This is a genomic window from Subtercola sp. YIM 133946 (assembly GCF_036553535.1).
In the GTDB taxonomy this organism is placed as follows: Bacteria; Actinomycetota; Actinomycetes; order Actinomycetales; family Microbacteriaceae; genus Subtercola.
Map to the genome: position 1 here is coordinate 85,285 of NZ_JAZHPE010000049.1, position 19,637 is coordinate 104,921.

General features: G+C 68.6%; 22 protein-coding genes and 1 tRNA gene. 10 read left to right on the forward strand and 13 right to left on the reverse strand.

Annotated elements, in window-relative coordinates; translation table 11 throughout:
* Positions 1-83: 83 nt before the first annotated feature.
* The 6 genes from V3W46_RS16790 to V3W46_RS16815 form a co-directional block, all read right to left on the reverse strand.
* Complete coding sequence (locus V3W46_RS16790) at positions 84-617, reverse strand: GNAT family N-acetyltransferase (protein WP_331784283.1); 534 nt, start codon at positions 615-617, stop codon at positions 84-86.
* Positions 618-699: 82 nt separating this feature from the next.
* Positions 700-1,392, reverse strand: a complete 693-nt coding sequence (rplA, locus tag V3W46_RS16795) for a 50S ribosomal protein L1 (protein WP_331784284.1) — start codon at positions 1,390-1,392, stop codon at positions 700-702.
* Between the two features lie 9 nt (positions 1,393-1,401).
* On the reverse strand, positions 1,402-1,833 hold the full coding sequence (rplK, locus tag V3W46_RS16800; protein ID WP_331784285.1) for a 50S ribosomal protein L11: 432 nt from the start codon (positions 1,831-1,833) through the stop codon (positions 1,402-1,404).
* A gap of 87 nt (positions 1,834-1,920) precedes the next feature.
* Positions 1,921-2,967: a transcription termination/antitermination protein NusG gene (gene nusG / locus V3W46_RS16805; RefSeq protein ID WP_331784286.1), complete on the reverse strand. Its 1,047-nt coding sequence runs from the start codon at positions 2,965-2,967 to the stop codon at positions 1,921-1,923.
* Positions 2,968-3,010: 43 nt separating this feature from the next.
* Positions 3,011-3,301 (reverse strand): preprotein translocase subunit SecE, encoded by a 291-nt coding sequence (gene secE / locus V3W46_RS16810; protein ID WP_331784287.1) that lies wholly within the window; start codon positions 3,299-3,301, stop codon positions 3,011-3,013.
* A 52-nt stretch (positions 3,302-3,353) separates the two neighbouring features.
* Positions 3,354-3,426: transfer RNA gene (locus tag V3W46_RS16815), tRNA-Trp, on the reverse strand.
* 166 nt (positions 3,427-3,592) lie between these two features.
* Between V3W46_RS16815 and V3W46_RS16820 the strand changes: the two genes are divergently transcribed.
* From V3W46_RS16820 to V3W46_RS16835, 4 genes are all read left to right on the forward strand, one after another.
* Positions 3,593-4,636, forward strand: coding sequence for an AI-2E family transporter (locus V3W46_RS16820; RefSeq protein WP_331784288.1), 1,044 nt, complete (start codon positions 3,593-3,595; stop codon positions 4,634-4,636).
* 21 nt (positions 4,637-4,657) lie between these two features.
* On the forward strand, positions 4,658-5,635 hold the full coding sequence (locus tag V3W46_RS16825) for an NAD(P)H-quinone oxidoreductase (protein WP_331784289.1): 978 nt from the start codon (positions 4,658-4,660) through the stop codon (positions 5,633-5,635).
* 127 nt (positions 5,636-5,762) lie between these two features.
* Positions 5,763-6,335, forward strand: coding sequence for a flavin reductase family protein (locus V3W46_RS16830; RefSeq protein ID WP_443070001.1), 573 nt, complete (start codon positions 5,763-5,765; stop codon positions 6,333-6,335).
* A gap of 77 nt (positions 6,336-6,412) precedes the next feature.
* A complete protein-coding gene (locus V3W46_RS16835) occupies positions 6,413-7,612 on the forward strand; it encodes a pyridoxal phosphate-dependent aminotransferase (protein ID WP_331784290.1) in 1,200 nt (399 codons plus the stop codon).
* Positions 7,613-7,618: 6 nt separating this feature from the next.
* On the opposite strand, the gene V3W46_RS16840 is transcribed toward V3W46_RS16835, so the two are convergent.
* Complete coding sequence (locus tag V3W46_RS16840; RefSeq protein ID WP_331784291.1) at positions 7,619-8,515, reverse strand: Fic/DOC family protein; 897 nt, start codon at positions 8,513-8,515, stop codon at positions 7,619-7,621.
* A 151-nt stretch (positions 8,516-8,666) separates the two neighbouring features.
* On the opposite strand from V3W46_RS16840, the gene V3W46_RS16845 reads away from it, so the two are divergent.
* From V3W46_RS16845 to V3W46_RS16860, 4 genes are read left to right on the forward strand one after another with little or no spacing between them, the layout of a single operon-like run.
* Positions 8,667-9,656 carry an ABC transporter ATP-binding protein gene (locus V3W46_RS16845; RefSeq protein WP_331784292.1) on the forward strand — a complete coding sequence of 330 codons (990 nt, stop codon included), beginning with the start codon at positions 8,667-8,669 and terminating at the stop codon, positions 9,654-9,656.
* Positions 9,653-10,525 carry an ABC transporter permease gene (locus tag V3W46_RS16850; protein ID WP_331784293.1) on the forward strand — a complete coding sequence of 291 codons (873 nt, stop codon included), beginning with the start codon at positions 9,653-9,655 and terminating at the stop codon, positions 10,523-10,525. The genes V3W46_RS16845 and V3W46_RS16850 overlap by 4 nt, the downstream gene beginning before the upstream one ends.
* Positions 10,526-11,755: a sensor histidine kinase gene (locus V3W46_RS16855; protein WP_331784294.1), complete on the forward strand. Its 1,230-nt coding sequence runs from the start codon at positions 10,526-10,528 to the stop codon at positions 11,753-11,755. It begins immediately after the preceding gene.
* Positions 11,756-11,774: 19 nt separating this feature from the next.
* Positions 11,775-12,398, forward strand: coding sequence for a response regulator transcription factor (locus V3W46_RS16860; protein ID WP_331784295.1), 624 nt, complete (start codon positions 11,775-11,777; stop codon positions 12,396-12,398).
* 36 nt (positions 12,399-12,434) lie between these two features.
* Here the strand turns inward: V3W46_RS16860 and V3W46_RS16865 are convergent, their stop codons facing one another.
* The 6 genes from V3W46_RS16865 to V3W46_RS16890 form a co-directional block, all read right to left on the reverse strand.
* Positions 12,435-13,106, reverse strand: coding sequence for an ABC transporter permease (locus V3W46_RS16865; RefSeq protein ID WP_331784296.1), 672 nt, complete (start codon positions 13,104-13,106; stop codon positions 12,435-12,437).
* 16 nt (positions 13,107-13,122) lie between these two features.
* Positions 13,123-14,133: an ATP-binding cassette domain-containing protein gene (locus V3W46_RS16870; RefSeq protein WP_331784297.1), complete on the reverse strand. Its 1,011-nt coding sequence runs from the start codon at positions 14,131-14,133 to the stop codon at positions 13,123-13,125.
* A gap of 74 nt (positions 14,134-14,207) precedes the next feature.
* Positions 14,208-15,374: a UDP-N-acetylmuramate dehydrogenase gene (locus tag V3W46_RS16875; RefSeq protein WP_331784324.1), complete on the reverse strand. Its 1,167-nt coding sequence runs from the start codon at positions 15,372-15,374 to the stop codon at positions 14,208-14,210.
* A 15-nt stretch (positions 15,375-15,389) separates the two neighbouring features.
* The gene (locus tag V3W46_RS16880; protein ID WP_331784298.1) at positions 15,390-15,821 is read right to left on the reverse strand and encodes a MaoC family dehydratase; all 432 of its coding nucleotides are present in this window, start codon (positions 15,819-15,821) and stop codon (positions 15,390-15,392) included.
* Positions 15,818-16,264, reverse strand: a complete 447-nt coding sequence (locus V3W46_RS16885) for an FAS1-like dehydratase domain-containing protein (protein WP_331784299.1) — start codon at positions 16,262-16,264, stop codon at positions 15,818-15,820. The genes V3W46_RS16880 and V3W46_RS16885 overlap by 4 nt, the downstream gene beginning before the upstream one ends.
* Positions 16,265-16,299: 35 nt before the next feature.
* Positions 16,300-17,583, reverse strand: coding sequence for a hypothetical protein (locus V3W46_RS16890; RefSeq protein WP_331784300.1), 1,284 nt, complete (start codon positions 17,581-17,583; stop codon positions 16,300-16,302).
* A 94-nt stretch (positions 17,584-17,677) separates the two neighbouring features.
* Here V3W46_RS16890 and V3W46_RS16895 point away from each other — a divergent pair, with 94 nt between their 5' ends.
* Both V3W46_RS16895 and V3W46_RS16900 read left to right on the forward strand, forming a co-directional pair.
* The gene (locus V3W46_RS16895; RefSeq protein WP_331784301.1) at positions 17,678-18,700 is read left to right on the forward strand and encodes a serine hydrolase domain-containing protein; all 1,023 of its coding nucleotides are present in this window, start codon (positions 17,678-17,680) and stop codon (positions 18,698-18,700) included.
* A gap of 91 nt (positions 18,701-18,791) precedes the next feature.
* Positions 18,792-19,547 (forward strand): DUF4190 domain-containing protein, encoded by a 756-nt coding sequence (locus V3W46_RS16900; protein ID WP_331784302.1) that lies wholly within the window; start codon positions 18,792-18,794, stop codon positions 19,545-19,547.
* The last annotated feature ends 90 nt before the right edge of the window (positions 19,548-19,637 follow it).

Here is a 19,637-nt window from a genome sequence, read left to right on the forward strand (position 1 = left end):
GTCTGGCCTCACCCGCATCACACGATCCGCACCGTGCCCCCGGCGGAAGGCGATTCTTGCGATGCATGGTGCGTGTTTGCGGGTCAGCGCAGCAGGCGCTCGCGCACGAAGTCCGACTCGGTGCGGGAGCCGAGCGTGAACGACTTGGCGCCGACGATGGCGAAGCCGTTCTTCTCGTAGAACCGGTTCGCCCGCCGGTTCTCGTCGTTCACGCCGAGCCAGACTCCGCCCGCCCCGGCGTCGGCGGCAGCCTGCACCGAGAGCTCCATCAGGTGCGCCGAGACGCCGCTGCCATGGTGGCCGGGAAAGACATACATCTTGCTGAGCTCGGCCGTCGGGCGCACGGTGACAGCCGACGCCACATCGGGGTCGTTCGGTTCGCCCAGGATGACCATGGTGTAGCCGATCGGCAGGCCATCCTGCTCGGCGACGAACAGCAGCCGGCCCGCGTCGGCGAGGTAGTCGGCGAAGCGGTCTTCGGTCAGCTGCGCGGCGATGAAGTCGGTCACGTCGGCGATGGGAGCGTCGTCGGGGCACGCCAGGGGAAAGGTCGCGGCGGCGAGGAGGGCGAGCCGGGCGGCGTCGCCCCGGTCGGCCCGGCGGTAGTCAACAGTCACTCCCCCACCCTACGGCGTACGCGGCGGGCACGAAGAAGGGGGCCCGCCGAAGCGGACCCCCTTCACTCATTCTGTGCTGCGACTACGCGAGTGCGTTCACATCGACCGGGATGCCCGGACCGAAGGTCGTCGAAACGGTGCCCTTGGTGATGTAGCGGCCCTTCGAGGAGGACGGCTTCTGGCGAACGATCTCGTCGAGCGCTGCGGCGACGTTCTCACGCAGCTGGTCGGGCGAGAAGCTCGCCTTGCCGGCGACGAAGTGCACGTTCGAGTGCTTGTCGACGCGGAACTCGATCTTGCCGCCCTTGATCTCGGTGACAGCCCTCGCCACATCGGGGGTGACGGTGCCGGTCTTCGGGTTGGGCATGAGGCCACGCGGGCCCAGCACCTTACCGAGACGACCGACCTTGCCCATGAGCTCGGGGGTCGAGACGGCCGAGTCGAACGAGGTGTAGCCGGCGGCCACCTTCTCGATCAGCTCGTCGCCACCGACCTCGTCGGCGCCGGCGGCGATGGCCGCCTCGGCCGCGGGGCCGGTTGCGAAGACGATGACGCGGGCGGTCTTGCCGGTGCCGTGCGGAAGGATCACGGTGCCGCGAACCATCTGGTCTGCCTTGCGGGGGTCGACGCCGAGCTTGAGGGCGACCTCAACGGTGCTGTCGAAGTTGGCCGAGCCGGTCTCTTTCGCAAGAACGACCGCCTCGGCGGCGGAGTAGAGCTTGCCCTCTTCGATCTTCGAAGCGGCAGCCCGGTAAGCCTTTGATTTGTGTGCCATGAGAGCCTCCTACGCCTCGACCGTGATGCCCATGGAGCGGGCGGTGCCAGCGATGATCTTCGAGGCGGCCTCGAGGTCGTTCGCGTTCAGGTCGGTGAGCTTGATCTGGGCGATCTCGCGAACCTGGTCTTTGGTGAGCTTCGCGACCTTGACGGTGTGCGGAGTACCCGAGCCCTTGGCGACGCCGGCCGCCTTCTTGATGAGCTCAGCGGCAGGCGGGGTCTTCAGGATGAACGTGAACGAACGGTCTTCGTACACGGTGATCTCGACCGGAATGACGTTGCCGCGCTGGTCTTCAGTCGCCGCGTTGTACGCCTTGCAGAACTCCATGATGTTCACGCCGTGCTGGCCCAGCGCCGGCCCGATGGGCGGTGCGGGGTTGGCGGCGCCGGCCTTGATCTGAAGCTTGATCAGACCCGTGACCTTCTTTTTCGGTGCCATTTCTTCTCTTCTCTTTCGTGCCGCCCGGATGAACGGCGCTCCCGAAGCCGGGCAGATCCCGGTATCGGTGGATTGTGGAAGCTGTTGCTACAGCTTGGTGACCTGGTCGAACGACAGCTCGACCGGGGTCTCGCGCTCGAACAGCGAGACGAGAACCGTGAGCTTGCCGCTCTCGGGCTTGATCTCGCTGATGGAGCCGGGCAGGCCCGCGAACGAGCCCTCTTTGATGGTGATGGTCTCGCCGATCTCGAAGTCGATCTCGGCCGGGATCGACCGCGACACGGCCTTGCCGCCCTTGCCGCCGGCCGACTTGGCCACGGGGGCCTCGACGATCTCGACCAGGCTCTTCAGCATGTTGAAGGCCTCTTCGAACCGCAGCGGGGTGGGGTTGTGCGAGTTGCCGACGAAGCCGGTGACACCGGGCGTGTGGCGGACCACCGACCAGCTGTCTTCGTTCAGGTCCATGCGAACGAGCACGTAGCCGGGGATGCGCACGCGGGTGACCAGCTTGCGCTGACCGTTCTTGATCTCGACCACGTCTTCCATCGGAACCTCGACCTGGTAGACGTAGTCCTCCATGCCCATGGAGCTCTTGCGGCTCTCGATGTTCTGCTTCACGCGCTTCTCGAAGCCGGCGTACGAGTGGATGACGTACCACTTGCCCGGCATGAAACGCAGCTCGGCACGGAACGCCTCGTACGGATCGACATCTGCGGGGTCGACTTCTGCGGCCTCGGCCAGTTCGGCTTCGAGCTCGACCTCGCCGGCGTCGTCAGCCGACACGACGGAATCAGAGATGAAGTCGTCGTCTTCGGCATCTGTCTCGGCGCCGTCGATCTCTTCTTCGTCTTCGATCGCCTCGAGAGCCGCCTCGGTGTCGAGAGCATCGCCAGACGCGAGGGCCTCGTTCACCTCGTTGTCTGCTTCGAGGTCATCGACCTCGGTCTCGATGCCATCTGAGTTCTCGTCGATGAAGTGCTCGTCACCCGAACCACCGTCGATGGCGCGCAACAGCGCATCGAGGTCGGTCGGAGACTCGATCTCGATGTTGTCGCCCTCTTGCGCCTCTTCTACCTCGCTCGACTGCTCTTGCGCAGCCCCGAGGTCGAGGTCGTCATGGTTTGACTTAGCCACTGAATACGTTCCATTTCTGATTTGGGGGGTTCCGGTGCCGGAACTAGGAACCGATGGGGCTGGTTCCCGGATCACCGAACACGATCACGGCCGCCCAGCTGAAGAGCCAGTCGAGACCGCCGACGAGCGCCATCATGATGACCACGAAGACCAGCACGACCAGCGTGTAGCTGATCAGCTCTTTTCGCGTCGGGGTGACGACCTTCTTGAGTTCTGTGACGACTTGCCTGATGAACAGCACGATTCGGGCGAACGGGTTGCGCCGGGCATCCCTGTCGCTCTTGGCGCGTTCGACGACAGCCTCGCTGGGTTCGTCGACTATCTTTCGTGCCACCGTCAGTACCTTTCACAAGCGATCGAAGAGGGCAAGCGCACTCCTCGATTTGCAGGGCGGACAGGACTCGAACCTGCAACCTGCGGTTTTGGAGACCGCTGCTCTACCAATTGAGCCACCACCCTAAGAGGTGAAATCGTCACGCTTCACTACACTCAGACCAACAGCAGGCTGAGGGAGACACCCATCGAAAATGGGCACAAAAAAGCATGGCAGATTTCAACTACCTCAACCTAGTGTAAGTCACATCGCAGACGACCGCAAAGACCAGCGCAGCCGACGGAGGCCCGTATGAAAACCAACGCCTTCAGAATCGGCTTCGTCGCAACGCTGGGCGGGCTGGCTGCCATTCTGCTGGGTCTCGCGCTGTCATCGATCGCCACTATTCTCGTCTACCTCGCGGCCGCCGTGTTCATCGCGCTGGGTCTCGACCCCATCGTGCGTCTTCTCGAACGGCGCGGACTTCGACGGATGCTCGCCATCACGATCGTCTTCGTGCTGTTCATCGTGGTGATCATCGGCGTGCTGTTCCTCGTCGTTCCTGTCGTCGTCAAAGAGGGCGCCGCGCTGATCACCGGGCTGCCGGCCTCCATCTCGAGCCTCGCCGCCCAGCCCTGGTTCGTCTCGCTCAACGCGTCCATGGGCAACACGCTGAACCTCTCGGGGGCATCCGCCGCCCTGCAGAACTTCCTCAGCGACCCGGCGAACCTGGCCTCCCTCGGCGGCGGGCTGCTGAAGGTGGGCGGTGACGTCGTCGGCGGCATCTTCGGCGGAATCACCATCGTGATTCTCTCGCTCTTCTTCCTGGGCTCGCTCGACGCCTCGAAGAGCGCGCTGTACCTGCTCGTTCCCGCGTCGAAGCGGGCGGGCGTGATGTCGATCACCGAACAGATCGTCGCCTCTGTCGGCAAGTACGTGATCGGCCAGGTGATTCTCGCCGCCTCGAACGGAGTTCTCGGCTTCATCGCCATGACGCTCATCGGCGTGCCGTTCGCCGGCGTGCTGGCCGTCGTCGCCTTCCTGCTCGCATTGATTCCGCTGATCGGCACCGTCATCAGCGCCGTGCTGGTGACGCTGGTCGGCCTGACTGTGTCGCCCGGCACGGCCATCGCGATCGGCGTCTACTTCCTGATCTACATGCAGGTCGAGGCGTACGTGTTCAGCCCACGGGTGATGAGCAGGGCGGTGGATGTTCCGGGCATCCTCGTGGTCATCGGCGCGCTCGTCGGCGGCACTCTGCTCGGCATTCTGGGGGCCCTCGTCGCCGTGCCCGTGACGGCTTCGATGCTGATCATCATCAAACAGGTGGTCGTGCCCCGCCAGCAACGGCTGTGACCAGCGGCGTACGGTGAAGTCATGAAAGCTGTTCTGATCACCTCCTTCGGCGGCCCTGAGGTTCTGCGCATCGGCGAGGTGCCCGACGCCGAGGCGGGCGAGGGCGATGTTCTGATCGATGTCGTCGCAGCGGGGGTGAACCGCGCCGACGTGAGCCAGCGCGAGGGGCACTATCCGCCGCCGCCCGGCGCGCCGGAGTGGCCGGGCCTCGAGGTGTCAGGGCTGATTTCGGCCGTCGGCGCCGGAGTGAGCGGGTTCGCCGTCGGCGACCGCGTCTGCGCGCTGCTCAGCGGCGGCGGCTACGCCGAGGCGGTCAGCGTGCCGGCCGGCCAGGTGCTGAAGGTGCCCGAGAACGTCGACCTCGTCGATGCGGCCGGGCTCCTCGAAGTGGCCAGCACGGTGTGGTCGAACGTCTTTCTGCTCGCCGACCTGCGGCGCGGCGAGACGTTGCTCGTGCACGGCGGGTCGAGCGGCATCGGCACGATGGCCATCCAGCTGGCCAAGGCGCTCGGCGCGCGCGTGGCCGTGACGGCGGGTTCCGCCGCCAAGCTCGAAGCCTGCGCGGCGCTCGGGGCCGACATTCTGATCGACTACAAGACCGACGACTTCGTGGCACGGCTGAAGGCCGAGGGGCCCGGCGCCCACGTGATTCTCGACTCGATCGGCGGCGGCTACCTCGAACGCAACATCAGGGCGCTCGCGCTCGACGGGCACATTCTGAACATCGGGAACCTCAGCGGCGAGCCCGGCCTGCTCAACTTCGGCGTGCTCATGATGAAGCGGGGCAACATCCACGGCACCAGCCTGCGGGCCCGCTCGCCGCAGGCCAAGGCCGCCATCGTGGCAAGCGTCGGCGAGAATGTGTGGCCGCTCGTTGCGGCAGGCACCGTGCAGCCGATCATCGACACGCGGGTGCCGCTGGCCGACGCGGCCGAGGCTCACCGGCTGATGGAGTCGTCGGCGCACATCGGCAAGGTGTTGCTCACTGTTACGCGCTGACATCCGCACGAAATAGATGCAGACGTAGCCTTGTTGCACTCGTCAAGTGACGCGTCTACTTTCAGGAGCAATCGTGAGCGATCCGCAGGCATCGAACCCGTTCAGCAGGTCGAACGACGAGGGTGGCGTGGTGCACGCCATCACCAGCGAGCACCACGTCGTGCAGCACCCGAGCTCTGAGACCGTCACGCCCGAGGAGTTCAAGGCGGCCTTCCGCAACCATCCCGCCGGTGTGGCCGTGATCACCGCCGACGCGGGCGACGGCCCCGTGGCGCTCACGGCGACGTCGGTGTTCTCGGTGAGCGCCGAGCCCCCGCTGCTGGTGTTCTCGGTCTCGGAGCTGTCATCGAGCACACCGACCATCCGTCGCGCCGACACCGTGGTGGTGCACCTGCTCGGTGCCGACCAGATCGACATCGCCAAGCTCGGCGCCACGAGCGGCATCGACCGATTCGCCGATACCTCCATCTGGACGCGGCTGCCCACCGGCGAGCCGTACTTTCCCGCAGCACACGCGTGGATCCGCGGTCGCATCGTGAACCAGATGGATGCCGGCGGCTCGACCGTCGTCGCCGTGCAGGCCCTCGAGACGCACGCCCCGAAGGCCGGCGACGAGGCGGCAGACGCCTCGCTCGCGCATCCGCTGGTCTACCACAACCGCACCTGGCACCGGCTCGACGAGAACTCGAAGATTCTCTGACGCGAGGCGCTTGCGATCGCGTAACACTGCGGTTTCTGGCAGGTGACGGCCAGACGGCGCGGCCTAAACTTGGGGTCGTGACTGAACGCGCAAGAATCTCGCACCGCATCTCGTCGATCGCCGAGTCGGCGACCCTGAAGGTCGACGCCAAAGCCAAGGCGCTGAAGGCGGCCGGCCGGCCCATCATCAGCTTCGCTGCGGGCGAGCCCGACTTCGCCACGCCCGACTTCATCGTCGAGGCGGCGGTGGAGGCGGCGCGCGACCCGAAGAACCACCGCTACACGCCCGCCGCCGGCCTGCCCGAACTGCGTGAGGCCATTGCGGCGAAGACGCTGCGCGACTCGGGTCTCGAGGTGTCGCCGGCCCAGGTCATCGTCACGAACGGCGGCAAGCAGGCCGTCTACGAGTCGTTCGCCACGCTGCTCGACGCGGGCGACGAGGTGCTGCTGCCCACCCCGTACTGGACCACGTACCCCGAGGCCATCCGGCTCGCCGGTGGCGTGCCGGTCGAGGTGTTCGCGGGCAGCGACCAGGGCTACCTCGTCACCGTCGAGCAGCTCGAAGCCGCCCGCACGCCCCAGACCAAGGTGCTGCTGTTCGTCTCGCCGTCGAACCCGACCGGCGCCGTGTACTCGCCAGAGCAGACCCGCGCTATCGGCGAGTGGGCCGACGAGAACGGCCTCTGGGTGATCACCGACGAGATCTACCAGAACCTCACCTACGACGGGGTGCGCGCGATCTCGATCGTCGAGGCCGTTCCGGCGCTGGCCGACCGCACGATCCTGGTGAACGGTGTGGCGAAGACCTACGCCATGACGGGCTGGCGGGTGGGCTGGATGGTCGGCCCCGCCGACGCGATCAAGGGCGCCGCGAACCTGCAGTCGCACCTCTCGTCGAACGTGGCGAATGTCTCGCAGCGCGCCGCCCTCGCGGCGCTCACGGGGCCGCAGGAGGCCGTGGAGCAGATGCGCCAGGCGTTCGACCGCCGCCGCAAGAGCATCGTGGCCGGGCTGAACGAGGTGACGGGCATCCACACCCCCACGCCCGAGGGCGCGTTCTACGTCTACCCCGACGTGACCGGGCTGCTGGGAAGCGAGTGGGGCGGGGTCACGCCCACGACCTCGCTCGAGCTCGCCGACCTGATTCTCGAGCAGGCCGACGTCGCGGTGGTTCCCGGCGAGGCCTTCGGGCCGAGCGGTTTCGTGCGCATGTCGTATGCGCTCGGTGACGACGCTCTCGCAGAGGGTGTGGCGCGGCTCAAGCGTCTCTTCGGCTGAGGCCGGCTAGCGGTGCGCCGAGCGCTCAGCGCTCAGCAGGGCGTCGAACGTGCGGTAGTAGGCCTCGTGGCGCCCGGTCGCATGGTTCTGGAACCGGGCGTGGATCATGCGCTCGCGCAACGAACCGCCCCGGAGGAAGAGAGACGGGTCGGCCGTGAAACCGAGCCGCTCGAAGAACTGCATCGCGAACACGTACACCGCCCGGCTGTTGCCGTCGCGGAAGGCGTGCATGGTCTGCACCTCACCGGCCAGCTCGGCCATGCGGTCGATGAGGTCTTCCCTGGACATGGTCGACCGCCGTGCCAGGTCGGCCAGCTGCGCGTAGACGACAGACGCGGCTTCGGCGATCTGCGGGCCGGGAAAGTACTGGTACGTGATCATCGGGGCCGCGGGGTCGCCCGGTTCGAAGTTGACGGCATCGGGCGCGAACCGCACCACCGCGCCCTCGGGCCCGACCCGCTGGGTACCCGCCCACTCGTACACGTCGCCGAAGATGCGCCGATGGATGCTCTTCATGTGGTCGTAGTCGAGTGAACCGATCACGGGGTCGATGGCCAGCTCGACGATGCGCAGCCGCGAGATCTCGTTCTCGAGCCGGCGCAGCAGGGCGGGGTCGTCGATGCCGAACGGATGATCGCTGTCGCGCAGCCGATTGCGCAACACGAACGTGCCCGGGATGAGGTAGTCGTCGAAGTCGCAGATCGCGAACGGCGCACTCGCCAGCCGGAGACCGGCGCGCGCGGCCGTCTCGCGCACCGCCTCGTCGGCAGTCAGGGTCTCGCCGGCCACCCGATGAACCAGCACCCGATGCCGAGCGTCGCCGAGATCGGCATTCACCAACGCCAGCGCCGCGTCGGCGAAGTCGATGCGGTGTGCGATGAGACCGTCGTCTGGCACGGTCACCCCCTGTTCTCTCACCCCTGCAAACCAAAGAAGAATCTTCCTCATCTAGTTCAATGCTTTTGCACCTCAGGCGCGATCCCCCGATCGGGGGATAGAGGCCTCGACCGGGTGGAGGCTGTTGCTGCGCAGCGCTCTGCGCCAGCATGGTCACATGACAGCAGTCGACCACGCAGTGAGCGTGCAGAACCTCACCAAGAGCTATGGGGCGTTCAACGCCCTCTCGGGCGTCTCGTTCGACATCGAGCGCGGCGAGACCTTCGCCCTGCTCGGGCCGAACGGCGCCGGCAAGAGCACGACCATCGAGATACTCGAGGGCTACCGCGACCGCACCGGCGGCGAGGTGCGGGTGCTCGGCGAAGACCCGCAGCACGGCGGTCTGCCGTGGAAGGCTCGGCTCGGCATCGTGCTGCAGAGTTCGGGTGAGAGCGGCAACGTCACCGTGCGCGAGCAGCTGACCCAGTTCGCCGGCATGTACCCGAACCCCCGCGACGTGGGCGAGGTGATCAGCGCGATCGGGCTCGACGAGAAGGCGAACACCCGCATCAAGAACCTGTCGGGCGGGCAGCGACGGCGAGTGGATGTGGGGCTCGGCGTCATCGGCCGGCCCGAGCTGCTCTTTCTCGACGAGCCCACCACCGGGTTCGACCCCGAGGCCCGGCGCCAGTTCTGGGAGCTCATCCGGTCGCTGAAGCGCGAGGGAACGACGATTCTGCTGACGACGCACTACCTCGACGAGGCCGCGCAGCTCAGCGACCGCGCCGCCGTCGTCGCGGGCGGCAAGCTGGTCGACATCGGGCCCGTCGGCTCGCTGGGCTCGGCCGAGGCCCGCATTCCCATCGTGCGCTGGCGCGAGAGCGGCATCGTGCGCGAGCAGCGGTCGACCGACCCCGGCCGGCTCGTCGCCGAGCTGTTCGCACGGCTCGGCGAGCCCGCCGAACTCGAGGTCGTGCGGCCGAGCCTCGAAGACATCTACCTCGAGCTGGTGACCGAGGAGAACGCCGAGGCCGAAGCCCGGGTCGCCGCCAACAGCCTGGCCACCGAGGAGGCGCCGCAGACACCGGCGGCAGCGGCGACCACCACGACCCGGGCGCAGCGAAAAGCGCAGACACCCGCACAGACCCGAACGGAGACACGAGCATGAGCGTTCTGACCGGCACCGCGACAGCGAGCCAGCCTGCCCCCGCGGCGTTCGGCCTGGGCCGAACCGTCAGGCTCGGCCTCAGCCGCATCGGCTACGAGACGAAGGTGTACTTCAGGCAGACCGACACCCTCTTCTTCACCTTCCTCTTTCCGGTGATCATGCTGACGATCTTCTCGGTCGCGTTCCAGGGCATGGGCAACGTCGGGGCGAACCCCGACGGCACCGGTGGCATCAGCCAGGCAGCCGCCTACCTGCCGGGCATGATCGCCGCGGGCATCCTGCTCTCGGGGGTGCAGAACCTCGGCGTCGACATCGCCACCGAACGGGGCGACGGTACCCTCAAGCGGCTCGGCGGCACTCCCCTGCCCGTGCTGTCGTACTTCTTCGGCAAGATGGGCCAGGTCTTCGCCACCTCGGTGCTGCAGATCGCGCTGCTGCTCGTGGTGGCCGTCGTCGCCTTCGGGGTGTCGCTGCCGACCGACCCGGCCAAGTGGATGACCTTCGCCTGGGTCTATCTGCTCGGCATCGCAACCTCCGCCATCCTGGGCATCGCCATCTCGCGGCTGCCCCGGTCGGGCAAGAGCGCGACGGCCGTCATCATTCCGCCGGTGCTGATTCTGCAGTTCATCTCGGGCGTCTACCTGCAGTTCGCGCTGCTGCCCGACTGGCTGCAGACGGTGGCCAGCATCTTTCCGCTCAAGTGGATCGCGCAGGGCATGCGCTCGGTGTTCCTGCCCGAGTCGTTCGCCTCGGTCGAGCCGGGTGGCAGCTGGCAGCTCGGCCTGGTGGCTGTGGCGCTGCTCATCTGGCTGATCGCCGGTCTGGTGATCTGCCGGGCGACCTTCCGCTGGATCCGCAAAGATAGCTAGATGGTCAGGTTCAGCTGGTGGCACGTCGCGGTCGGGGCGACCGTGCTCGCCCTGGCCGGGGCGGCAGCGGCGAACTACCTGGAGTCGCCCGGCACGACCATCGGCGCCTGGGTGTGCCTGGCCGTGCTCGGCGGCGGCTACGTCGTGTTCGGCTGGCGCAGCTTCACCACCACCGAGGCGTCGGCGCAGCGGCGAGAGTCTGCCGCGGCACTTGCCTTCCCCCTGCTCGCCATCGTCTGCACGAGCGTCGGCGTGGCGTTCGACCCCAACCTGGCGATCCTGCAGGCCGTGACCTTTCCGATCATCTGGTTCTCGGTCGACCCGCTCTACCGGGCTGTTCTGCTCAACGTCGTGCTCGCGGTCGGGGTGACGCTGGGCTTCATCGTGGCGGGCGGCCCGACGGCGATGAACATCGTGCAGTCGATGGTCATCGAGACCATCTCGTTGTTGTTCAGCCTCGCCCTCGGTCTGTGGTTCACCTTCGCGCTGCAGCAGGGTCAGGAGAACACCCGACTACTCGGCGAACTGCGCGCCGCGCAAGACGAACTCGCCACCCTCAACCGCGACAGCGGCGTGCTCAGCGAGCGTGAACGGCTGGCCGGCGAGATACACGACACCATCGCGCAGAGCCTGACCGGGCTCGTGATGGTCGCCCAGCGCACGCGTTCACAGCTGCCGGATGACCTGACCACCGCCCGCGACAGCCTGGGGCTGATCGAAGACATCGCCCGCGACGCCCTCGTCGAGACCCGAGCGCTCGTCGCCGCCAGCGCGGCCGTCGATCCGGCCGGCGGACTGCTGGCCGCCCTCGACCGGCTGATCGCCCGGTTCACCCGCGAGACCTCGGTGGCGATCACCCTCGACGCGTCGACCTACGTCGCTCAGTCGAACGAGGTGGAGGTGGTGCTGCTGCGGGCGGCCCAGGAGGCCCTGGCGAACGTGCGCAAGCACTCCGGCGCATCGGCCGTGAGCATCCGGGTGGCCGCCGAGGGGCCCGCCGGGCGGTTGGCAGGCGCACAGGGCACCGTGCGGCTCGTCGTCAGCGACGACGGCTCGGGCATTGACGCCGCGAAACCGCTCGACGGCGGCTTCGGGCTGACCGGGCTGCAGCAGCGACTCGCCATCGTGGGCGGAACGCTCGCGATCGGCCAGTCGGCCGCGGGCGGCGCGGAGCTGACTGTGACGCTGCCCGTCGAGAACGGCGCAGAGCAGAGCGTGGGGGCGGCATGATCAGGGTAGTGGTGGCGGCATGATCCGGGTCGTGGTGGCCGACGATCATCCCATCGTGCGCGGCGGAATCGTAGCGCTGCTGCAAGACGAGCCCGACCTCGACGTGGTGGGGCAGGCGGCCGATGGCGCCGACGCGGTGCGACTCGCCGCCCAGCTTCTGCCCGACCTCGTGCTGATGGACCTGCGCATGCCCGGCCTCGGCGGAGCCGCGGCGACGGCGCGCATCGTGACCGAGACGCCCGGCGTTCGCGTTCTCGTGCTCACCACCTACGAGACCGACGACGACATTCTGCCGGCCATCGAGGCGGGGGCCAGCGGCTATCTCGTGAAGGCCGCCCCCGAGCAGGAGATTCTCGCCGGCGTGCGCGCGGTCGCGGCCGGGCAGACCGTTCTGGCGCCCTCGATCGCGTCGAAACTGGTCGAGCGCATGCGCGGCGATCGCCAGGCCGCCCCGCGCCTGAGCACCCGCGAACTCGAGGTGCTGCGTCTGGTGGCGGGCGGCAGCAGCAACCCCGAGATCGCGCGGGCGCTCTTCATCGGTGACGCGACGGTGAAGACGCACCTGCAGCATGCCTTCGAGAAGCTGCAGGTCACCGACCGAACCCGCGCGGTGACGCGCGCGATGGAACTCGGCCTGCTGTAGCCGCCGCGAGGCGTTCTGCCGCCAGGAGTTCTGCCGCTACGCGTTCTGCCGCCGAAAGGTGACGAACAGCGACCGCACGCCGTTGACGACGTACTTCACCGGCACGAAGTCTGACAGCGTCTGCAGCCACTGCGGCCCGATGCTCATCGGCAGCAGGATGCCCGACAGCAGCAGAATCGGCAGCGCCACCGTGTTGAGAATCGGCGCGAGCGCATCTTCGCTCTTGGTGGTGAGCGCCAGGGCGTACGAAGCCGACGAGCACGACGCACCCAGCAGCACGACGAGCACCAGCCCCAGCACCATGCCGGCGACCGACCCGGTGAGCCCGAAGAGGAACGCCAGCCCGACCAGGATGACGCCCTGCACGGTGAGCTGCAGCACGTCGCGCAGCACCCGCCCGAGCAGCAGCGCCGTGCGGCTCGCCGGCGTCACCCGTTCGGCCTCGATGACGCCGTCGCGCCACTCGCCGAGCAGGCCGAAGCCCGCGAACAGCGAGCCGAACAGCCCGAGCTGCACCAGCAGACCGGGCACGAACAGCGTGTACGCGTTGTCGGTGCCGAGCTGCGCGGCGATCGGTTCGAGCAGCGGGCCGAACAGCGTGAGGTACAGAATCGGCTGCAGCAGCCCGACGAACACCCACACGGGGTTTCGCACGGCCAGCCGCAGTTGGCGGCGAAAGATGATGAAGGTGTCGTGCCAGAACGTCATTGTTGTCTCCTCGTGCTCACGCCGCGTTGTCGTCGCGCAGCGAACGGCCGGTCAGGTTGAGAAACACGTCGTCGAGGGTCGGCCGCCGAACATCGACCGAGGCGAGCAGCACCCCGTCGGCGTCGAGGCTGCGCAACAGTCGCGGCAGAAGCGTCGCGGCCTGCGGCACCCGCATGCTCACCCGCAGCCCGTCGACCTCGACGTCGGGCGGGACGGCCGCACGCACCGGCCCGCGCCCCTCGCCCGCGGCCGCCGCCAGTTCGCCCAACCGCGCCCCCGCGCCGGCCACCTGGCCCGCGTCGGTCACGACGAGCTCGACCAGGTCGCCGGCGACCGCCTGCTTGAGCGCCTCGGGGGTGTCGCTGGCGACGATCGAGCCGTGGTCGATGACCATGATGCGGTCGCAGAGAGCGTCGGCCTCGTCGAGGTAGTGGGTGGTCAGGAACACCGTGCTGCCGAGCTTCGCTCGGAGATCGGCGATGTGCACCCAGAGGTTGGCCCTCGCCTGCGGGTCGAGCCCGGTGGTCGGCTCGTCGAGAAAGACCAGCTTCGGGTCGTGCACCAGCCCCATGGCGATGTCGAGCCGGCGGCGCTGGCCGCCCGACAGCGTGCGCGCCTGGCGCTGCCACATGCCGCCCAGGTCGAGCTGGTCGAACAGCTCGTGCCCCCGGCTCAGCGCCTGCTGGCGCGAGATGCCGTAGAGCATGCCGTGGTCGACGATCTCGTCGCCCGCCCGCGCCTCGCTCGACACCGAGCCGCTCTGCGACACGTAGCCGATGCTCTGCCGCACCTTCACCGGCTCGCGGTAGAGGTCGTGGCCGGCCACGGTGGCGGTGCCCGAGGTGGGCGTCAGCAGCGTGGTGAGCATGCGCAGTGTGGTGGTCTTGCCTGCGCCGTTCGGCCCGAGGAACCCGACGATCTCGCCCTCGTCGACGTCGATGTCGACCCCGGCCACGGCCGTGACCTCGGCCTTCTCGCGACCGCGCTTCGTCTGGAAGGTGCGGGCGAGGCCCTGTGCGTGGATCATGGCTGCTCCTCAGTCGCCGAGGCGACGTTTCGGGTTTTAGTGAACCCTACTCAACACCTCCGACACCCGGAGCGCTACTCGTCGGCAGGGGCGCCGAATCCCACGAACACCGGTTCGGGCGCGAGGTTGACGCCGAACTCGGCCTGCACGCGCCACTGCACGAACCGCGCGAGTTCGGCCACCTGTTCGGCCGTCGCACCGCCCCGGTTGACGATGGCGAGGGTGTGCTTCGACGAGATCGCGGCGTCTGACCCGGGCAGCGCGAAGCCCCGCCGTATTCCGGCCTGTTCGATCAACCACGCCGCGCTGAGCTTCACCGTGTATGCGCTGTCACGCGGCACCGGCGTCGACGGTTCGTCGACGTGTGCGCCGAAACCCGCGAAGGGAATGATCGTCGCAGGCTCCTCGGGCTCGGTCAGCCACCGCGGAGCATCCGTCGGCAGGGTGCGCGCGAAGGTCTCGCTCACGATCGGGTTGGTGAAGAACGACCCGGCGCTGACCGAATCGGGGTCTGCAGGGTCGAGCACCATGCCTTTGGATGCCCGGAGCCTGAGCACCGCGTCGCGAACGGCCCCCACGGCCACTCGCTCGCCGAGCCCGACGCCGAGCGCCCTGGCCAGCTGGTCGTACTCGATGGGCTGACCCAGCGCTTCGGGCCCGTCTGCGCCCCCGCGCGACAGCCGCAGGTCGAGCGACACCACGACGCCCGCGCGTCCGCGCTTGAAGACCGAGGTGCGGTAGCCGAACGCGAGTTCGCTGGCGGCGAGCCACTGCAGCTCGCCCGTCTCGTAGTCGAGGAACTCGACACCGACGAGCACCGACGCGATCTCCTGCCCGTAGGCGCCGATGTTCTGCACGGGCGCCGCTCCGGTCTGGCCCGGGATGCCCGAGAGGGCCTCGATTCCGCTCAGGCCCTGCGCGACCGCCGTGGCGACCACCGCCTCCCACGACTCGCCGGCCTGAACTCGCATGCGAACGGTGCCGGGCGCATCCGCCGGGCCCGCCTCGAACAGTTCGATGCCCTGTGTGGCGACCGCGATGACTGTGCCGTCGAACCCCTCGTCAGAGACGACGACGTTCGACCCGCCGCCGAGCACGAACCAGGGTTCGCCGTCGGCCCACACCGACAGGCAGGCCTCCACCAGCTCTCCCCGGTCGAACGCGCGCAGCAGCCGACGGGCCGCACCCCCGACCCGCAGGGTGGTGAGTGCAGCCAGCGCCGTGCCGGCCGATTGCTCGATCAGGTCGACTCCGCTCTAGGCCGCGCGAACGCGAACCTGGGCCTTGCCGAGCACCGTCTGGTCGTTGCTGGTGACGACCAGGTCGATGCGGGCCGTTGCCGCCTCAGCGTCGAGCTGGCCCACCTTCGCGGTCACCGAGACGACGGCGCCGGTGTCGGCGTCGACGTACACCGGGCGGGTGAAGCGCACCTGGTAGTCGACGATCAGACCAGGGTCGCCCAGCCAGTCGACGACAGGCTGCACCGTGAGGCCCATGGTGAGCATGCCGTGCGCGAGCACACCGTCGAGGCCGACGGCCTTCGCGATGTCGTCGCGATAGTGGATGGTGTTGAAGTCACCCGACGCCCCCGCGTACCGCACGAGTGAGTCGCGGGTGAGCGTGAACGAGCGCTCGGCGACCACATCGCCCACGGCGAGCGCTCCGAGAGAGGCTGCGTCGAGGCTCATGCGTCACCCCTGACCACGAGGGTCGAGATCGAGGTCACGACATGGTTGCCTTCGAGGTCTTCGATGCGCGACTCCGACGTGATCATCGCATTGCCGCCGAGCGTCTTCACGCTGGCGATGGTCATCGTGGCGGTCAGCTCGTCGCCGGCCACGATGGGCCGGGTCGAGCTGAACCGCTGGTCGCCGTGCACCACGTGCGAGAGCTCGATTCCGGCATCTTCGTCGCCGATCAGCTGCTGCAGCGTCAACTCCTGCAGCACGATGGCGAACGTGGGCGGCGCGACCACGTCGGCGTAGCCCGCGGCCCGGGCGGCCTCGACATCGAAGTTCAGCGGGCTGGTCGAGAAGACCGCACGAGAGAACTCGCGGATCTTCTCCCGCCCGACGAGATAACTGGGCGTCTTCTCGTAGACGCGCCCCTGCAGTTCTGGGTTGATCGGCACCCCACCAGTGTACGAGGCCGTCGCGCTGCGCGGCCTCAGGGCGACGAGTCGGCGGCGACCGGCGGGCTCGAGCTGACGCCGTACGAGCCGTCGGGGTTCCAGAACACGACGTCTTGCGACACCGGGTAGTTGGTGGGGGTGTCGCCCGAGATGACCTGCAGGCTCGTCAACCGCAGCTCGATGCCCATCGAGGTGAACTCGGCCTTCGTCACGCAGGTCGCGCTCTGGGTTCCATCGGTGTAGACGGCGAGCAGGCACGGCTGGTCGAGCCGGTTCTCCACGGCGTAGACCGTGAGGTTCGCGTCGGCCACGCCCAGCAGCCGCAACGAGTCGGGCTTGTAGTAGGGGTCGATGTTCGCGGGCGGTATCTGCGGCGCCAGCGTCGGGTCTTCGAAGATGGTCAGCCCGCGCGGTGCGGTGAGGGTCTCGGTCGGCTGCGGGGTCGGGATGACCGTTCCACCCGTGCCCGGCAGCAGGGCGAAGCCGGCCGACGTACCCGGTGACACGTGCTGAACGACCGCGAGGCCGACGCCGCCGAGCAGCATGACGCCGCAGGCGATCGCCGTCCACATCCACACCTGCGAGCGTCTGCGCCACGACTCGGCGGTGCGCTCGGCGGTGCGTTCGGATGCCCGGCCGTCTGGGGCCGCGCCGGCGTCGTCACGCGTCGGGCCGGCGTCACGAGCCGGGCCGGCGTCGCGGGTCGGGCCGGCGTCACGAGCCGGGCCGGCGTCACGAGCCGGGCCGACGTCGCGGGTCGGGCCGGCGTCGCGGGCAGACCCGACGTCCTGAGCAGACCCGGCGTGGTGCGAGCGGACGGCGGCGCGGGCGTTCCTGCGTTCGGCGGCCTCGTCGGCCAGGCGTGCCGCGGCGTGGTCGGCTGCGCGGGTCTCGGCCGCGTCGATGGCCGGCCGGGCATCCTGAACCGCCTGGTCGAGGGCGGCCGCATCGTCGGCGAGCCGGCGTTCGAGGTCGGCGAGCGCGGCGGCCGCAACCGGCATGAGCGCGGCCTCGCCCGTGACGGGGTCGACCGCCTCGACCTGCGGGCCGTCTTCGGCCTGGCGCGAGAAGGCCTCGGCCTGCAGGCGTGTGCGCTCGGCAGCCGGATCGGGGCGTCCGCTGGGCGCGTCGGTCAGGGGGTGCGCGCGCCAGTGCAGGGCGTCGAGCGCTCCGTCGAGCGCGTCGTCGAGCGCCTCCGCGAGCACGTGATCGTCGTGGGCCAGCGCGAGGATGCGAGCGGCTTCGGCTGCATCGACCATCACCACCACACCGCCTCCTGCGTGCCCTGCGCGCTCATCATTGATCTGCGTACGTCTCATTCTGCCTTCTCCACAACCGGTGCTGGCCGAAAGCATTCGTTCTGCGGCCGTAAATCGACGGGATGCCCGCCCACTCTCGGTCAGAATGGATGCCATGAGCGCACACGGCACCAGCTACGACGACGCCCTCGACTGGGTGAAGCGGTCGGTCGACGACGGCCCGATGCCCGTCGCCGTCTTCGGGGCGGCCACGTCGACGGGCATCCAGGAGCTCGCGGCATTCGGCACCGACGACGGCAGGCGCGCCGCGGTCGACGACCAGTTCGCCCTGTTCTCGGTGACGAAACCGCTCGTGGGCCTGGCCACCATGCGGGCCGTCGAACGCGGGCAGCTCAGCCTGCGCGCGCGGCTGGCCGAGGCGGTTCCGTCGCTCGCCGGCACGCCGGCCGGCGAGGTGACGCTCGAGCAGCTGCTCAGCCACACCAGCGGCATAGCCGACCCCGCGCTCGACCTGGCCGACCCGCGCGCCGCGCTGCGGAACGCCGGGCTCACCTTCGTGCCCGGCACGATGAGCCAGTACTGCAACCTCGCCTTCGTGGGGGTCGAGGCCCTGGTCGAGGCCGCCACCGGGGTAGCGATGCCCGACCACATCGCGGCGTTCAACGAGCTCGACGGCGTCTCGACGCTCGGCCTCGACTCGGGCGCCGGCCGGGGCGCGCACCACGTGCACGGCCAGCAGCGGGCCGGGCTCGACTTCGCCACCATGGCCGCGGCGAAGCACCCCGCGGCCGGGGCCCACGCCACGGCGACAGACCTGCTGGCGCTCGGCAGTGCGGTGCTCAGAACGGTGACCGCGGGCTCGACCGAGGTCGTGCATCCGGCCACCCTCGCCGCGATGCGGGTGAACCGAACGGCCGGCCTGCCGCGTCTGAACGGCCGGCCGCAGGATGCCCGTGACCAAGACTGGGGCCTGACATTCAATCTGCAGAAGTCGTCGGCCCTTCTCGAACACGACTTCTTCGGCCACGGCGGCTGGTCGGGCTGCCAGTTCTCGATCTACCCCGACTATGACGCCTGCTTCGTGCTGCTCACCAACCGGCTCGACGTGGTCGACATCGGGCTGCGAATGGACGAGCTGCACAACGCCTTCGTCAGGGGCCTGCCGCCGCGGGCATGACATCTGCGGCTCACCGCCCCGCGTGGCCCCGCTCCCTCGGTAGCATTGCAGCAGGCGAACTGAACATCCGGCAGCGTGCAAGGAGACCGACATGACCATGCAACCCCCTCCCCCCGGCCCGCCGTCGCAGCCACCGGCGCCCTACTCCGGTTACCCCGCGGGGCCGCCGGTCACGCCCGCCGGGCAACGCACCAACGTGCTGTCGATCGTGTCGCTGGTGCTCGGCATCGTCTCGTACTTCACGGGCTTCTTTCTCGCCATCGGCGCGGTCATCACCGGCCACATCGCGCTCAGCCAGATCAAGAAGACGGGCGACAAGGGGCGCGGGTTCGCCATCGCCGGCCTGATTCTCGGCTATCTGAGCATTCTCGCCGGCATCATCGTCGTCGTCGTGCTGATCTTCGTGTTCGCGGCCATCGGTGTGGCCGGCAACAGTGTGAACGACGCGCTCGAACACGCCAGCACGAGCAGCAGTGAGCCGTTCGCCACGTCAGACCCCGACAGCGGTCTGGGCACCCAGACGACGGCCGAGGCGTGCACCGTGCTGGAGGGTGAGATCGGCGACTCCATCTCGGCCCTCAACGACAACGCCTCGCAGCTGCAGAGCAACCCGGCCGCCGCCATCACCGCCCTGCAGAACCTCTCCGACGACTTCGGCACGGCCGACGGCGAGATCGACAACCCCGACGTACTCGAAGCAGCCACGCAGACCAAGTCAGACCTCGACACGATGATCGCCGACATCCAGGCCTACATCGCGAACCCGACCGGCGGCAGCGACGCCATCGTCAACGACTCGTCACAGGTGGGCTCGTCGCTGACGGCGCTGAGCTCGCTCTGCGGCTAGCGGCCCCCGACAGCAGCGCAGCGCGCCCGGCCCCGCTCCGCCCGAGCAACGCCGACCCCGGCCAGCAGAAAGGAGCACCCCCTGAGCGAC

Coding starts and splice junctions, on each gene's coding strand:
- rplA (WP_331784284.1), bottom strand. CDS start 1,392: ATGGCACACAAATCAAAGGCTTACCGGGCTGCCGCTTCGAAGATCGAA.
- rplK (WP_331784285.1), bottom strand. CDS start 1,833: ATGGCACCGAAAAAGAAGGTCACGGGTCTGATCAAGCTTCAGATCAAG.
- V3W46_RS16820 (WP_331784288.1), top strand. CDS start 3,593: ATGAAAACCAACGCCTTCAGAATCGGCTTCGTCGCAACGCTGGGCGGG.
- V3W46_RS16825 (WP_331784289.1), top strand. CDS start 4,658: ATGAAAGCTGTTCTGATCACCTCCTTCGGCGGCCCTGAGGTTCTGCGC.
- V3W46_RS16845 (WP_331784292.1), top strand. CDS start 8,667: ATGACAGCAGTCGACCACGCAGTGAGCGTGCAGAACCTCACCAAGAGC.
- V3W46_RS16850 (WP_331784293.1), top strand. CDS start 9,653: ATGAGCGTTCTGACCGGCACCGCGACAGCGAGCCAGCCTGCCCCCGCG.
- V3W46_RS16855 (WP_331784294.1), top strand. CDS start 10,526: ATGGTCAGGTTCAGCTGGTGGCACGTCGCGGTCGGGGCGACCGTGCTC.
- V3W46_RS16860 (WP_331784295.1), top strand. CDS start 11,775: ATGATCCGGGTCGTGGTGGCCGACGATCATCCCATCGTGCGCGGCGGA.
- V3W46_RS16865 (WP_331784296.1), bottom strand. CDS start 13,106: ATGACGTTCTGGCACGACACCTTCATCATCTTTCGCCGCCAACTGCGG.
- V3W46_RS16870 (WP_331784297.1), bottom strand. CDS start 14,133: ATGATCCACGCACAGGGCCTCGCCCGCACCTTCCAGACGAAGCGCGGT.
- V3W46_RS16880 (WP_331784298.1), bottom strand. CDS start 15,821: ATGAGCCTCGACGCAGCCTCTCTCGGAGCGCTCGCCGTGGGCGATGTG.
- V3W46_RS16890 (WP_331784300.1), bottom strand. CDS start 17,583: ATGAGACGTACGCAGATCAATGATGAGCGCGCAGGGCACGCAGGAGGC.
- V3W46_RS16895 (WP_331784301.1), top strand. CDS start 17,678: ATGAGCGCACACGGCACCAGCTACGACGACGCCCTCGACTGGGTGAAG.
- V3W46_RS16900 (WP_331784302.1), top strand. CDS start 18,792: ATGACCATGCAACCCCCTCCCCCCGGCCCGCCGTCGCAGCCACCGGCG.